Below are 15,591 nucleotides of genomic sequence, written 5' to 3'. Positions count from 1 at the left end.
CCGTCGTAGGGTCGAAACGTGAGTGTGAACGATGCGAAAACCGTCCCAGCAGACGAAACCTCCCGCAAGAGCCTTGAGAACCAGGGCCTGGTCTACCGGGTGATCGATGACGGCGACTTCGCCGTGCTGGCTCCCGCGGAACATCGGGGGTTTCTCGGGCCCGAGCCCACTGACGAACAGATCGAGAGCGAGCGGGAGCTTCTTGCCGAGCGCCGCGTGATCGGCGTTTTCGACGAGACGGCCCCACAGCCGTTGCCCGTGGGAACGGTGATGTCGTGGGGCACGCCCCTGACGATCCCCAGCGGAGAGATTCCGATGTGGGCGATCAGCGGAGTGACGGTTGCTGCGACGCACCGGCGCCGGGGAATTGCTCGCGCGATGCTCGAGGGAGAGCTGCGCGCCGCGCAGAACGCGGGCTTTGCTATCGCCGGCCTCACGGTGTCGGAGACCACCATCTACGGGCGGTATGGGTTCGAGCCCGCTGTTCCGGTTCAGCGACTGACGATTGACGTGCGTCGAGCCGGATGGGCCGGCGGCAACCCCGCTGCGCAGATCCGGTTCGTGGATCGGGAACAGCTCGCCGACGACCTCGAGGCGCTTCACGAGCGCACGCGAACATCGAGGCTGGGCGACATTCCCGCGTGGCGTCGCCGCTGGAAGCAGACGATGGGACTCACCCCCGACGCCGAAAAGCCACGGGACATCCGCGGTGTGCGGGCGACCGATGGGGAGGGGAACCTCGTCGGCGCCATGTCGTTCACGCTGGGCGACGGTCCCGACTTCCAAAATCATGTATTGAACGTGCGGCATTTGGTTGCTGCGACCGACGACGCCTACGCGGCGCTGTGGCGCTTCGCACTGACCTATGACCTGGTCGGCACCGTGAAGGCCGAGCTGCGACCCGTTGACGAACCTCTCGATTGGCTGGTGTCCGACTCGCGCGGCATCGAGCATCGCGTGCACGATCACGGCTGGTTGCGCATTCTGAACGTGCCGGAGGCGCTCGCCGCGCGCCCGCTCTCCGGGCCCGTCGGGGTGCGGCTGCGCGTGACGGACCCGCTCGGGCTCGCAGACGGCGCCTGGACGCTGCTGCAGATCGGCGGCCAGGGGCTGCAGGTGAAGCCGCTGGAGGACAGCGAGCGCGCTGAAGTCACAATCGATATCGGCGCACTGTCTGCCGCCTATCTCGGAGCGGTCACCCTCGAGAAGCTGGCGGCGGTTGGTCGTGTGCAGGGCGACCCGGCGAAGATCCGCGAACTGTCGGTGGCTCTGCGCACCGACAGCGCCCCGCACCTGTCGATTTGGTACTGAAATGGCAGCTCCCACGGTTCTTGCCGTCTGCGTCGTTCACCAGCTTCTGCCTGACTCCGGGGCGGTCGGGGCGACGGGAATCGACAAGCGGCCGGTCGACGGTGCGGTGAAGGTGGGCAAGCTCGGCGTTTACGCCGACGTTCAGGCTGATCGCAAGCACCACGGCGGCGAGAAGCAAGCCGTCTATGCCTACGCACAAGAGGATGCCAACTGGTGGGCGGCTGAGCTCGGCCGCGACATCCCGTTCGGAACGCTTTTCGGCGAAAACCTTCGCACCACCGGAATCGATGTGTCGAACGTGCGCGTGGGGGAGCAGTGGCGTATCGGCACGGTGATGCTCGAGGCGACCAGCCCCCGCAACCCCTGTATGACATTTGCGCGCCGCATGGGGCTGGAAAAGGCCGGATGGGTGAAGCGCTTTGCGCAGGAGGGGCGGCTCGGGACCTACTTCCGCGTTCTGAAAACGGGGACGATCACGGCAGGGGACACCATCGAGGTCGTTCACGTTCCGGAGGGCGCCCCGACGGTGCGCGAAGCTGCCGCAGGGCCGGGGCGCGCGACCGACTGACGGTTGCGGCCCGCCCTCTCGCATGCAGCCGTCATGTGCCCTACGCTCGGGCCCATGAATGTCATGCTCATCGCGGGGTTCTGGCTGGACGGGTCGTCCTGGAGCCGGCAGGTTGCCGCGCTGGAGGCGGCCGGGCACACGGTGTTTACGCCGACGCTTCCCGGTTTCACCCCCGGTGAGAGCAGCGACGTGGGGCTCAGCGATCAGATCGATGCGATTATCGACCTGATCGACCACCAGGAGGGCCCTGTTGCGCTCGTCGGACATTCCGGCGGAGCCTTCGTCGCGTGGGGCGCGGCGGATGCCCGGCCCGATCGAATCGCACGCGTTATTTTTGTCGACGCGGTTCCGCCCTCGAACGGCATGGCGATCAATCCCGACCTGCCCGTGGAAAACGGAACCGTCCCGTTCCCCCGTGACCACGGTGCTTTCTTCGATGACAGCGAGTTCCAGGGGTTCTCCGCCGGCGAGCTTGCGGAGTTCATCGCGGCCGCGATTCCCGTTCCTGCGCGCGTGGCATCTGATCCGATCCGGCTGACGAACGAGCGCCGGTGGGAGGTGCCCGTGACGGTGCTCGCGACATCGTTCCCGTGTGATCAGATCACCCAGCTGATGGAGTCGGGGCACCCGATGACCGCTGAGCTGATGGCGATCCGCCAGCTAGAGATCATCGACCTCCCCACGGGGCACTGGCCGCAGCTCACAGAGCCGGAAGAGACCTCCAGCGCGCTGGCGGAGGCGCTGGAGGAGACGGGCTCGATCGAGGCGGCGAGCTTCGACTTCTGATGCCGGGCTGACCCCCCTTTCTCCGCGTGCTCCGGCGCATACTCTCGGTCGCCGCTCGCACAAATGTTTACGCGATAGCGTGAAGGAGATGCGACACGTTTCAACCGCCGCGCAGGCGCGCGAGCTCTCAGAGGAGATCGTCGCGGGTCGCCCGCGCCCGCTCGTGCTGATCAGCACGACGTTCGCCGGTGCGTATGAGTTCGACCCCGATGTGATCGCGAGCCGAATCGGACCGACCGCCGAGGTCGTCACGGCGGAGTCGGGTGATGCCACGCGCGTCTTCGAGGCGCCTCCTCTGAAGACGCGTGCGTTCAACGGCGCTGCGCGCGTGTTTCACGCCGATGGGATGGCGGGCCCGATTCGGTTCATGCCACGAGACAGCGTTGAGGACCTCATCGGTGATGTTCCGATGGAGGCCAGGCTTTCTCTGGCGCCGCGCCAGCAGCCGCGGCGCGAATCCGCTCGCATCGTCAGCGCCGATCCGACACTGGGTGTTTTTGGCAACCTCGATAACGGCGCCCTGGTGAAGGTGGTGTGCGAGGGGCCCGATGACCTGCACCTTGCCGTTGACACGGGAGTCGTTGTGGAGGGGGAGCTCCGCGATCACACCCTTCACGTTCTCCGCGTTCCGTTCGACCCGTGTGCCTACCCGGAGGGAACGGTCACGCTCGGTCTCGTGACGGGTGCCACAGAACGCCGCGCGCGGATCATCCTCCACCCCGATCAGGACGAGATCGTGCTGCGTCGCCGCGACGTGTTCCTCGATCCGGACGACGCTGACGTTGTCTCAGATGTTGTTTCCGTTGGCGATGTCGTCCGCGTCGGTGTGCGGTGGGAAGACGGCGAGATGGCGCTGTCTCTCGTCGAAGTGGACGGCGAACTGACCCCACCCGCCGCGTTCGTTGCAGGGGGACTTCCCTGGTTGTCCGAGCACGACGGCGAGGATGACGCAGACGAGGCGGAGGCCGAGCCGACAACTGAGGAGCCCTCGCCCAGAGCGTCGGAATCGACGCCTGCTCCCGCCCCATCCATATCCGACCGAGTGGTTCTCGAGCAGGTCCGCAGCATTGCGCACGACGTGCGCGAGCTGCAGCACGGGATGTCGTCTCTCCACTCGCTCGTTGCGCGACTGGACCCTCCCCGGCAGGTCGCGGACGCGGGCGGAAACGGTGGTGTGTCGCGGGCGCAGTCGGACGCGCTGAAACGAGACCTGGCCAAAGCGGAGCGTGCCCTTGCCGAGGCACGCGAGGCGCGAACGTCTGCCGATCGCTCACGGCGCGAGGCAGAGAAACGCGCGCAGACCGCCGAAGCACGGCTGGGAGGACCGAGCCGTGCGGAGCGACAGGCCCAGTGGCCGAGCGTCGAACAGTGGCTCCGACATGAGATCTACCTGGCATGGGTGGGGCGCGTGCACGCAGGGGAAAAAGCGCGGATGCCGCTTCCCCCGTACGACATCGGCCCTGATTTCCCGGGGGATCTGACGGCGCTGACCGAGCCGCAGTTCGGCAAGACCTTGCGCGCCATCATTGACGTTCTCACCGGACGGGCAGAGCAGGTGTCCGGCCGTGACCTGCACCGGTTGCGTACATCGGACGCGGGCGGCTCACCCTATGTGACGCGCGAGGATGGCGCGTCGGCGTACCGCTGCGCGATCGAGATCAACACGCCGTCCGCACGCCGCCTGCACTACTGGCAGCGCCCGGATGGCGTGATCGAGCTGGCGCGCGCCCGAGAACACGACGCGTCAGGAATGTGAGCCGCCTTCGTCGGTGATCGGGCGACGGCCCATCACCATCGCGAAGATCGCCCCGGACAGGTTGTGCCACACGGAGAAAACGGCGGCGGGAAGCGCGGCAAGCGGTGAGAAGTACGTGGCGGCGAGGGACGCAGCCAGACCCGAGTTCTGCATGCCGACTTCCACGGCAATTGCGCGCCGTTCGCGCTGCGACATGCGCAAGGCTATCGCCGAGAGGTAGCCGAGCAGCAGCCCGAATCCGTTGTGAAGGAAGACCGCCAGGAAGACGAGCAGCCCCGCTTCCACGATGCGGTCGGAGCTCGCGCCAACAACGGCGGCGACGATGAGCGCGATCGCGGTTGTCGACACCCATGGCAGAAGCGGCTGAGCGCGCTCGACCAATCGCCGCAGCAGGAGTCGCACGATCAGACCGGCGACAACGGGCAGAAGAACCGTCTGCAGAATCGACACCATCATCGACGTAAACGGAACCGACAGGAACTGCCCCGCAAGCCAGAGCGTCAGCAGCGGCGTCAGAATGGGCGCGAGCAGGGTCGAGCATGTCGTGACGGTGACGGACAAAGCGGTGTCGCCACGAGACAGGTAGGCAACGACATTGGACGCCGTCCCGCCGGGAGCGCAACCGACGAGGATAACGCCAGCGGCAAGTTCTGCCGGCAGCTGGAGTACGAGCACGATGATCCAGGCCGCCAGCGGCATGATCAGGTACTGCAACACCACGCCGATCAGGATCATCCACGGCCGCTTCGCGATGCGGGTGAAGTCGGGGAGCGTGAGAGTGAGACCCATTCCGAACATCACAACGCCGAGCAGCCAGGGGATGATCTGCCCCAGTGGCGCAACAACGGTGGGAAGCGTGAAGCCGATGATCCCGGCAACGATGACGAGAATCGGAAAGACCGTGACGGCGAGCCGTGCGGCCCGATCAGTGCTTGGCGACGGGGTGGAGGTAGCGGGCGCGCTCATCCCTCTTGATTACCACGCTCGCCCTTCTCTCGCGCAATTTGCGCAGGGGGAGGGGTGTCACAAGACTCCTGAGCGGCAGATTGATTAGGGGCGGCCTTTACCGTCGCCGCCCGTTGCCGAACAGCCCACGGACAACGCCGTTGACGACCTGTTTGGTGAGGGCCGAGCCGAGAACTTCGTCGAGGACCGACTTTTGGGGGCGGCGGGCCGCGGTTCTGGTGCGCGGTGTGGCCTGCTGACGCTGGGACGCAGCGAGCGCCTTGGCATACTCCCGGTCGGCTTTTTCACGCTCTTTGTTGGCCTCAGCTTCCGCCTTGAGGCGCGCCGCCTCTTCTTCCGCTGCCCGCTCGGCGGCGTCCGCGGCGTTCATCTTGGCCGTGAGGATCTCGTGTGCGGACTCGGCGTCGATAGCGTCGGCGTACTTGCTGAGCAGGGGCGACGCCAGCATCGTTTTTTCGATCGTGCCGTCGGGGGCGATCGTCATGAGCCCTGCCGGGGCAAGAACGCGTGTCCAGGCAACGGGGGTCGGGGCGCCTTTTTCGTTCATGACGGTGACAATCGCCTCGCCCGTTCCGAGCTCCTGCAGCACCCGATCGAGGTCGTAGCCGGACGTCGGGTATGTGCGCACCGTTGCCTTCAGCGCCTTTGCGTCATCCGGGGTGAAAGCGCGCAGAGCGTGCTGAACACGGGAGCCGAGCTGGGCCAGCACATCGCTCGGGACATCCTTGGGCGTCTGGGTGATGAAGAACACGCCAACGCCCTTAGAGCGAATGAGGCGGACGGTTTGCACGATCGATGCCAAGAAGTCCTTCGACGCATCGCGAAACAGCAGATGTGCCTCGTCAAAGAAGAACACGAGCTTCGGCTTTTCCGGATCGCCCACCTCGGGGAGCGTTTCGAACAGCTCGGCCAGCAGGTACATGATGAACGTCGAAAACAGGGCCGGTTTTGTCGCGACGTTGGGCAGTTCGAGCAGATTGAGAATGCCCCGGCCGTCGTCTGCGTGCCGAATGAAATCGGAGACATCGAACTCGGGCTCGCCGAAGAACTGTTCGGCCCCGTCCGCGGCGAACGCGACCAGCTCGCGAAGGATCACGCCTGCGGTTGCCTTGGAGATTCCTCCGATCGCTGCCAGTTCGTCCTTTCCGCGATCGCTGGTCAAGAACGACAAAACGGCGCGGAGATCTTTGAGGTCCACGAGCGCCAGCCCGTTCTGGTCCGCGTAGTGGAACACCAGCTGCAGGCTGGATTCCTGCGTGGAGTTCAGGCCCAGCACCTTGCTCAGAAGCAATGGGCCGAAGCCGGAGACGGTGGCCCGCACAGGAATGCCGCTGTGTCGATTGGATTCCCGGTCGCCGCCCAAGGCAAAGAACTCCGTGGCAGATGCCTTCGGCTGCCAGTCCTGTCCGATGCCGGCGGTGCGGCGCAAAAGCCCCTCGCTGGCTTCTCCGGCGACCGCGACGCCCGAAAGGTCGCCCTTCATATCCGCGGCGAAAACGGGAACGCCCTTGTCTGCCAGCTGCTCGGCAATTCCTTGCAACGTGCGGGTCTTTCCCGTTCCGGTTGCCCCCGCGATGAGGCCGTGCCTGTTGAGCATGCGCAGAGGAATCCGAATCTGCGCCTTGGGATCCGGTGATCCGTTGACGAGGACCCCGACATCGAGCGACTCGCCCGCGAACGCGTAGCCTTCGACGACGGCCTGAACCTGGTCGGCAGTGAGCGGGCCGGTCGCTTCGACGGTTTCCGCCGTCGCCGTAGCGGCAGGCTTGTCGTCCTGAGCCTTCTCCGGGGACAGCCTCGACGCGGCGGCCGCTTCTGCTGCCGCCAACGCCGCATTTTTCTCCGCGAGTTCGAGGGCCGCGCGCGCGGCTTCCGCTTCAGCGCGGAGGCGGACCAGCTCGGCATCAGGAGTTTCAGGCTCGGCCATGCGATGATCCTATCGACGGCGGACAGCCACAGGGAAGGGCTACAACGCACTCCGTCCCTGTGTCTCCCGCAGGAATGTCAGGGCCCATCGATAGCGTGTCACCATGCGGATCCTGCACACCTCCGACTGGCACATCGGGCGCTCATTTCACGGGCACTCGACGCTCGATGCCCTGGGTGGTGTGCTGGAGGAGTTGGCGGGGCAGGTGCGCGACCACCAGGTCGATGTGGTGATCGTCGCGGGCGACATCTTCGATTCCTCCACGCCCGCCGCTGGTGCGTACACCCTGCTCACCAATGTGCTCCAGGCGATCCGCGCTGCGGGGGCACAGATTGTGCTCACCAGCGGAAACCACGATTCGGCGGCCAGGCTGGGCTTTCAGGCCGCCTTTCTGGGGCAGGCGGGGGTGCACGTCATCACCCAGCCGCTCTCGGTTGGCCAGCCCGTCACAATCGAAGACGACAGCGGCCCCGTGCACTTCTACGGCGTTCCCTACCTCGAGCCCGCTCTGGTGCGGCATCTCTGGCCCGAAGCCCAGATGCGCACACAGGAACAGGCGATGCGCCACGCGATGTCACTGATCGCGGCCGATCGCCAGCAGCGTGGCGGTCGCTCTGTGGCGATCGCCCACTGCTTTGCGGCGGGCGTCGAGCCCACCCCACAGCTGGAGCGCGAGGTGCGCCAAGACCTTGCACAGGGCCGCCTGGATGTTGTTCCGTTGATCGATCTGGCCGGCCCCGATTACGTCGCTCTCGGTCATATCCATGGCAGGGCAACCCTGGATGAGCGCATCCGCTACTGCGGCGCGCCCCTGCACTACAGCTTCGGAGAAGGGCATAAACCGCGCGGCTCCTGGCTGGTCGACATCGACGCCTCCGGGCAGCTCGATGTCTCATGGCTGGATCTCCCGGTTCCGCGCCGTCTCACCACTTTGCGCGGCACGCTCCAAGACCTCCTGGACAACACGGAGTACGACGCACACACAAACGATTGGGTCTGCGCCGTCCTCACCGATCCCACCCCGCAGACCGAGCCGATGCGCAAACTTCAGGCGCGCTTCCCCTTCTGCGCCACCATCCAGCCCGATCCTGATCGCACCGACACCGGCCCCGCGCGTACCTACCGCGACCGCGTGCGAAAAGGCGCATCAGACGCTCAGCTGGCCGGCGACTTTCTCGAACTCGTTCGCGCCGGAGACGGCGCAGAAGAAGAGGAAAGACAGCTGCTGGCCGAGGTCATCTCCGAGTATCGCGCGGGGGCTCAGGCATGAGAATCCACCGCATCGACGTGGAAGGGTTTGGTCCGTTCCGCACCAGGCAGAGCATCGACCTCGATGCCTACGCCGACGATGGCATCTTCCTGATCTCCGGGCGTACCGGAACCGGTAAGTCCAGCATTCTCGATGCCGTCTGTTTCGCGCTGTACGGCACGACGCCCCGCTACGACGACACCGAGAAGCGGCTTCGCAGCGATCATGCCCAACCCGGTGAACCCACCGAGGTCGCCGTGGAGTTCACCGTCGGCGATCGCATGTGGCGTATTGAGCGCAGCCCCGGGTATCCGCGTCCGAAGAAGCGTGGCGAGGGCATGACGACCGCTGACCCCTCCGTCGAGATGTATGAACGCATCGACGGCGAATGGCAGGGGAGAGCCGCACGAGAGCGAGAGGTCAGTCACCTCGTTGGCGAAGTCGTGGGCCTGAACCAACAGCAGTTTCTCCAGGTCATCCTTCTCGCGCAGGGCCGGTTCGCACGGTTCTTGCTGGCGAAGAACGACGAACGACAGGTTCTCCTTCGCACTCTGTTCGGTACCCGCCGATTCGAAGAGTACGAAACCTCGCTCGACGACCGCCGCCGTGCTGCTCAAGCAGCCGCCGCCGAGCAGACCCAGACTCTCCGGCTGATCCTCGATCAGGCGGCCGACGACATCGCCGCCGTCGAGCGGCGTGTTGCGGACGGCAACGAATCCGCTCCGCCGTCTGATGCGGCCCCCGCCCCCTCCGTCGAGCACGACATCGCTCGTCTTACCGCGGCCGCAGATCACGCCGAGGGGCTCGAAACCGCGGTAACGCAGAAAGAAGCCGCGCTTCGCGCCGCTCGTGACGACGTCGAAAAGGCCCGCGACGAGCGCCGCGCCGTGCACGAACAACAGACGCGGCGCAACTTAGCTCGCGCGCGGATCAAGCAGCTCGATCTCGCCGCTGCCGCCACCGATACGGTGCGCGCCGAGCTCGCCGCCGCGCGTCGCGCCGAGACCGTCCGCCCCGCGATTGATGCCGCCGACCGCGCCCATGAAGCGGCGGAGACCGCAGCAGAAACGGCGCACGCCGCACGTTCCGCATGGGTCGAGGCTCTGGCCGATGTGCGCACACAGCGCGGCGACGCGGAAGGAATCCCGCTCCCCGCCGAAGACGCCGAACCCGAGATCCTCGACGGCTTCGCCGCCGATGTGCAGCGCCTGATCGGCGGATGGGAACCCCTGCGCCAACAGGAGACGCAGCTGGCCCAGCGCGCTGACGATATCGAGCGGCAGCGCGAGCATCTCGCGACGCTCGAGACGCGTGCGTACGACATCGAGGCACAACGGAACGCGTTGCCGGAGCGCATCGACAGCGTCAACAACGACATCTCTCGGGCCACCGAGCGCGCGTCGCGTCGCGAGGCCGCCCAGAAGCACATCTCGGATCTTGAGGCGCAGTTTTCGGCCCTCAATGAGGTCAAGCGCCTCTCCACCTCCTACGCCCAGGCTGTGCGCGCCGCATCGGCCGCCGTCGAAGCTCGCGCCGCGGCCGAGCACCATCTCAACCAGCTTCACGCGCGCCGGATCGCCGGCATCGCCGGAGAGATCGCCGACGTGCTTGTCGCCGGTGAGCCGTGCGCCGTGTGCGGGTCAACGGAGCATCCCGCTCCCGCGCCGCGCTCTGACGACCCCGTCACCCCCGAGCAGATCGACGCGGCAGACACCGCGCGCGCTACAGCCGCGGGCGAAGCCGACCAGGCGCAGACCGCGCGTCAGCAGGCCGAGCTTTCTCTTCGAGACGCCGAGAACCGTGCCGGTGGCCGCACCGAGGTCGAAATCAGCGGAGATCTCCTGGCCGCGCAAAAGCAAAAGGACGACGCCGAGGCCGCCCTGCGGGAAAAGTCCGCCCTCGAACGACAACGCGACGACCTTGCCGACGCCGAAAAGCGGCTGGAGCGTGAGGGACGCGATATCGCGTCACAGGGAGGAACCCTGCGCGGTAAAATCGAAGAAATCGCGGCCACCTGGGAAAAAGACAACGCAGCGGTCCAGAGCGCGCGCGGCGCTTTCTCCTCCGTTGCCGCCCGCATCGGCGTGGCCCAGCGGCTTGCATCGCGTGCGACGGTCTGCTCAGACAGCCATCGCGAAGCTGACCGATCGCGCGTAGCCGCCCGCACCGCGGCCGAGGCCCGAGAGCAGGTGCTGCGCGACAACGCCTTTGTCAGCGTCGACGACGCCCGCGCCGCTTCTCGCCCCGCTGCGGAGCGCGAGCAGATGGAGCAGCAACTCGCACAAGCAGAGGCCGATCGCGCCGCGGCGCAGCAGACGATCACCGAAACGGCCCATCTGCCCGCCGAACTCGTCGACCTCGACAGTGTCGAACAGGCGCTCCTGGCTGCGCGCGAACAGCATGAGACGGCCGTCGACGCGCGCAGCGGAGCGCAGCACCTCACCCGCGCCCTCCGCAACGCCGCCGCACGGGCAGAGCAGGTGCACGCCCGAATCGCCGATGCGCTGCGCCGCGCGACCGTTGTCACGCGGCTCGCCGACACCGTTGCCGGGCGACCGCCCAACACCAAACGGATGAACCTCGAAACCTTCGTCCTCGCCGCCGAGCTCGAGGAAATCGTCGAGGCCGCCAACGTTCGCCTCGCCGAGATGAGTGCCGGCCGGTATTCCCTGCTGCATTCCGACGCCCTCGCGCGCCGAGGAGCCGCATCCGGGCTGGGCATCGAGGTGATGGACAGTTACACCGGTCAGGCACGCCCGCCGCACTCGCTGTCCGGCGGCGAAACCTTCCTCGCCTCACTCGCCCTCGCTCTCGGACTCGCCGAGGTGGTCACGGGACGAGCCGGCGGAATCCGCCTCGACACACTCTTCATTGACGAAGGCTTCGGCTCCCTCGATGGCGAAACGCTCGAAACGGCGATGCGCACCCTCGACGAGCTCCGCCAGGGAGGGCGCACCGTCGGCATCATCAGCCACGTCGACGCGATGAAGGAGCAGATTCCCGCTCAGCTACGCGTCCGCCACACGCGCGAAGGGTGGAGCATCGTTGAGCAGGACACCCCGACGAGGTCCGCCCCATAGGATGAACGCATGAATAAAGGAACGATCTGGACGATTCTTGGGGTTATCGTCGCCGTTGTTGTGGCCTTCTGGATCGTCAACTTCCTGCTGTCGGCGATCTTCATCCTCTTCAAGCTGGCGATCGTTGCCGTGGTCGCCGTCGTGGTCTACTTCGGGCTGCGGACGCTGTTCGCGTCGCGCAACTAACCAGCGTGCGCTGCGAGACGCATATCTGAAACACATGACGATTAGCCTGATCGCATGTCTCACCCAGCCCTCGCAACATCCTTCGCTCTGAGCCTTCCCTCGTGGGTCGTCGACGAGCTGCCCACCCTTCCCGATGCGCTCCCCACGCACGCCGAGCGAATGGCTCTCGTTAACCGTCTGGCTGATCGCAACTGGCGTGAAGGCAACGGCGGGCCGTTCGCCGCGATCGTCGTCGAGCGCGACAGCGGGCGCCTCGTCTCGGTCGGCGTCAATGTTGTCCTTTCCACCGGCATCTCGTCTGGACACGCTGAAGTCACGGCGCTGGGTCTGGCCCAGCAGTCACTCGGCGCCTGGGATCTCGGTGGCGAAGGCCTGCCAGAACACGAACTCGTCGTCAACTGGCGGCCCTGCGTCCAGTGCTACGGCGCCGCAATGTGGTCGGGAATCACCTCCCTCGCTATCGCAGGCCATGGCCCCGAATGCGAAGAGATCACCACCTTCGACGAAGGCCCCATGATTCCCACGTGGGCAGAGGACTTCGAGGCGCGCGGTATCACCGTCACGGTCGACATCGCCAAGCCCGAAGCTGTCGCCGTTTTCGAGGCGTACCGAGAGGCGATCGACCATGGCAACATCACGGTGTATAACGCTCGCGGCGCCTGAGCACATCAGAACACGGGCCGGCACAGGCAACGGCTCTGGGCACCGGCATGAGATCGTGTTTGACTCTGACACTGTGGCAGATGGAACAAATGGAGTCATGTTATCCATCGGAGTCTTTGCGCAGATCGGTCAGGTGACGCATCGCATGCTGCGGCACTGGGATGCGTCCGGCCTTCTCGTCCCCGCCCACGCGGACGAGTTCTCGGGCTACCGGTCGTACGATCCGTCGCAGTTGGAACGACTGCACCGCATCGTCGCTCTCCGCCAGCTCGGATTCGGCCTCGCCGACATCGCCGACTATCTCGACGCGGGTGTTGACGCCGAACGTCTCGCAACGCTGTTGCGGATACGGCGTGAGGAGATCGCCCGCGAACACGAGCTGGCGGCAGCGCGGCTATCGGACGTCGAGCGCAGACTCCACCTCATCGAACAGGAGACGTCCATGACCACCATCGAGATCATTACGAAGCCGCTTCCCGCCGTTCGCCTTGTTGCCGCGAGCGGTGTTCCGACCGGCGGCGACGTTGCCACTCTCGTCACGGGTCTCTTCGACCGCGTATCCGATGCCGTCGGCAACGTGAAGGGCGCTTTTGACGTGCCGATCGCGCAGTACGACCTCGCCGACGGAGAGCTGCACGTGACAGCGGGCTACGAGTGGAAGGGTGATGCCCCGGACGGGGCGAGCATCGTGGAACTGCCATCCGTTCGCGATGCGGTCTGCGGGATCCACATCGGTCCGATGTCGGGAATCGGTGCGAGCTGGCAAGCCGTTCACGTGGAGATCGCCGCCCGCGGTCTGGTTCCGGCCGGTCCGTGCCGCGAGTTCTACGTCCGATCCCGTTCGGATGATCAGTCCGACTGGGTGACGGAGCTGCAGCAGCCCGTCGCACCGGCCCGATCCTGAACCGACGCGACACCAGCGCCCCCGGCGGCGAGGGGTTCCCCAGAACCGCTCGCCGCCGGTCCGCGCGTGCCAGACTGGTCGGGTGAGCGGATTCGATTTCATGAACGCGTATGGGCACGGCTTCGCGCGGGTCGCTGCCTGCCACACCCCCGTTCGCGTCGCTGACCCCGACGCCAACGCCGAGGCCGTTCTCGCGATGGCACGCCGGCTTGACGACGAATCCGTTGCCGTCGCGGTGTTCCCCGAGCTGTGCCTCACGGGGTACGCCATCGATGACCTGGTGATGCAGGACGCGGTCCTCGAAGGAGCGCTGCGCGCCGTTGAGTACATCCGGGATCAGTCAGCGTGGATCATGCCGGTTCTCGTCGTCGGCGCACCGATCGTGCGCGGCGGACGCATCTACAACTGTGCCGTGGTGATGTCCCGCGGTGAAATTCTTGGCGTCGTTCCGAAGTCCTCCCTGCCGAACTACCGCGAGTTCTACGAGCGCCGCTGGTACGCGCCCGGCGACGATCAGCGCGGAACGATCACTCTCTTCGGAGAGGAGATTCCCTTCGGCCCGGACCTGCTGTTCACCTGCTCCGACGTTTCCGGTCTCACGATCCACGTCGAAGTGTGTGAGGACATGTGGGTTCCCGTGCCGCCCTCGGCGAAGGCCGCCCTGGCCGGCGCCACGGTGCTGCTGAACCTCTCTGGCAGCCCGATCACGATTGCGCGGGCGGAGGAGCGCCGCCTGCTCGTCCAGTCCGCCTCTTCACGCTGTATCGCGGCGTACGCATACGCCGCCGCTGGGCTGGGGGAGTCGTCGAATGACCTCTCCTGGGACGGGCAGACGATGATCTACGAGGGCGGCACGCTGCTCGACGAGACCGAGCGATTCCCCGAAGGGGCCACCGCGTCGATCGCCGACGTTGACCTGGACCGGATCAGACAGGACCGCCTACGGCAGGGAACGTTCGACGACAACCGCCGCACGAACGCTACCGACACCGATTTCCGGCAGATCTCCTTCGAGCTGCGCCCGCCGAAGGGAGACATCGGGCTGCGACGAACGGTCGATCGCTTCCCGTTCGTGCCAGCGGACGCTTCGCGCCTCGCACAAGACTGCTACGAGGCGTTTAACATCCAGGTCGCCGGCCTCGTGCAGCGCATGCGCCAGATCGGCGACCCCAAGCCCGTTATCGGCGTCTCGGGCGGCCTCGACTCCACGCATGCACTCCTCGTCGTCGCCAAGGCGATGGACCTCATGGAGCGTCCCCGCGCCGACATCCTCGCGTACACAATGCCGGGCTTCGCAACGAGCGATCACACAAAGGCGAATGCGATCGCGCTCGCCGAATCGGTAGGGGCGTCGATCGAGACGATCGATATTCGCCCCGCAGCAACAGAGATGCTTACGCAGATGGGACACCCCGCCGGTTCCGGCGAGCCCGTGTATGACGTGACGTTCGAAAACGTGCAGGCCGGTCTGCGGACCGACTATTTGTTCCGTCTGGCGAATCACCACGGCGGCATCGTGATCGGAACGGGCGACCTCTCGGAATTCGCTCTCGGCTGGGCGACATACGGCGTCGGCGATCAGATGAGCCACTATGCCGTCAACACCGGGGTGCCGAAGACGCTCATCCAGCACCTGATCCGGTGGGTCATCTCCGAGGGAGAGGCGCAGGGGGTCACCGCGCGCGAAACGGAGGTGCTGCGTTCGGTTCTCGGCACCGAGATCAGCCCTGAGCTGGTGCCGGCGGGCCAGGACGGCAAAGCGCAGTCCACCGAAGACACGATCGGTCCGTATGCCCTGCACGATTTCACCCTGGCGCAGGTGCTTCGGCACGGCACGCGGCCGTCGAAGATCGCTTTCCTTGCCGCGCATGCGTGGACGGATCCGGATGCGGGCCGCTGGCCGGCGGGCTTCCCCGAAGACGAGCACTATGCGTACGACCTCGCGACGATCATCCGCTGGGAGCGCGTATTCCTCAAGCGATTCTTCGGTTTCGCGCAGTTCAAACGTTCCGCCATGCCCAACGGTCCCAAGGTCTCCCACATCGGTTCGCTCTCCCCACGGGGAGACTGGCGTGCGCCGAGTGACGGCAACGCCGCGGCATGGCTGGCTGAGCTCGACAGCAAGATTCCCGAAGAACTGCGCTGAGGCGAGCCCGCCGGGCGGTGTTTCGTCACACCACCCGAATACGGTGGAG

General features: G+C 66.1%; 12 protein-coding genes. 10 read left to right on the top strand and 2 right to left on the bottom strand.

Going from position 1 to position 15,591, the window contains the following annotated elements:
- The first annotated feature begins 18 nt into the window (after positions 1–18).
- From G6N81_RS05810 to G6N81_RS05795, 4 genes are all read left to right on the top strand, one after another.
- Entirely contained in the window at positions 19–1,311 is a 1,293-nt protein-coding gene (locus G6N81_RS05810) for a GNAT family N-acetyltransferase (RefSeq protein WP_165134336.1), read from the top strand.
- Between the two features lies 1 nt (position 1,312).
- The gene (locus G6N81_RS05805) at positions 1,313–1,879 is read left to right on the top strand and encodes an MOSC domain-containing protein (RefSeq protein ID WP_165134333.1); all 567 of its coding nucleotides are present in this window, start codon (positions 1,313–1,315) and stop codon (positions 1,877–1,879) included.
- Positions 1,880–1,933: 54 nt separating this feature from the next.
- Entirely contained in the window at positions 1,934–2,665 is a 732-nt protein-coding gene (locus tag G6N81_RS05800; RefSeq protein ID WP_165134330.1) for an alpha/beta fold hydrolase, read from the top strand.
- Positions 2,666–2,753: 88 nt separating this feature from the next.
- The gene (locus G6N81_RS05795; protein ID WP_165134327.1) at positions 2,754–4,421 is read left to right on the top strand and encodes a hypothetical protein; all 1,668 of its coding nucleotides are present in this window, start codon (positions 2,754–2,756) and stop codon (positions 4,419–4,421) included.
- Here G6N81_RS05795 and G6N81_RS05790 read toward each other — a convergent pair.
- Both G6N81_RS05790 and G6N81_RS05785 read right to left on the bottom strand, forming a co-directional pair.
- Complete coding sequence (locus tag G6N81_RS05790; protein WP_165134324.1) at positions 4,410–5,387, bottom strand: bile acid:sodium symporter family protein; 978 nt, start codon at positions 5,385–5,387, stop codon at positions 4,410–4,412. The two genes, G6N81_RS05795 and G6N81_RS05790, sit on opposite strands and share 12 nt — an antisense overlap.
- Before the next feature lie 97 nt (positions 5,388–5,484).
- Positions 5,485–7,314 carry a helicase HerA-like domain-containing protein gene (locus G6N81_RS05785; RefSeq protein WP_165134321.1) on the bottom strand — a complete coding sequence of 610 codons (1,830 nt, stop codon included), beginning with the start codon at positions 7,312–7,314 and terminating at the stop codon, positions 5,485–5,487.
- 103 nt (positions 7,315–7,417) lie between these two features.
- Between G6N81_RS05785 and G6N81_RS05780 the strand changes: the two genes are divergently transcribed.
- From G6N81_RS05780 to G6N81_RS05755, 6 genes are all read left to right on the top strand, one after another.
- On the top strand, positions 7,418–8,584 hold the full coding sequence (locus G6N81_RS05780) for an exonuclease SbcCD subunit D (RefSeq protein ID WP_165134318.1): 1,167 nt from the start codon (positions 7,418–7,420) through the stop codon (positions 8,582–8,584).
- Entirely contained in the window at positions 8,581–11,643 is a 3,063-nt protein-coding gene (locus G6N81_RS05775) for an AAA family ATPase (RefSeq protein WP_165134315.1), read from the top strand. The genes G6N81_RS05780 and G6N81_RS05775 overlap by 4 nt, the downstream gene beginning before the upstream one ends.
- A gap of 9 nt (positions 11,644–11,652) precedes the next feature.
- Positions 11,653–11,829, top strand: a complete 177-nt coding sequence (locus G6N81_RS05770; protein ID WP_165134312.1) for a hypothetical protein — start codon at positions 11,653–11,655, stop codon at positions 11,827–11,829.
- Between the two features lie 54 nt (positions 11,830–11,883).
- Positions 11,884–12,492 carry a nucleoside deaminase gene (locus tag G6N81_RS05765; protein ID WP_165134309.1) on the top strand — a complete coding sequence of 203 codons (609 nt, stop codon included), beginning with the start codon at positions 11,884–11,886 and terminating at the stop codon, positions 12,490–12,492.
- 97 nt (positions 12,493–12,589) lie between these two features.
- Complete coding sequence (locus G6N81_RS05760; protein ID WP_165134306.1) at positions 12,590–13,396, top strand: MerR family transcriptional regulator; 807 nt, start codon at positions 12,590–12,592, stop codon at positions 13,394–13,396.
- Positions 13,397–13,496: 100 nt separating this feature from the next.
- Entirely contained in the window at positions 13,497–15,542 is a 2,046-nt protein-coding gene (locus tag G6N81_RS05755) for an NAD(+) synthase (RefSeq protein ID WP_165137813.1), read from the top strand.
- Positions 15,543–15,591: the final 49 nt, after the last annotated feature.

Source organism: Microbacterium amylolyticum (assembly GCF_011046975.1).
Taxonomy (GTDB): Bacteria; Actinomycetota; Actinomycetes; order Actinomycetales; family Microbacteriaceae; genus Microbacterium; species Microbacterium amylolyticum.
Note: the sequence above shows the minus strand (reverse complement) of the source record. Positions and strands in the feature narration are given on the sequence as shown.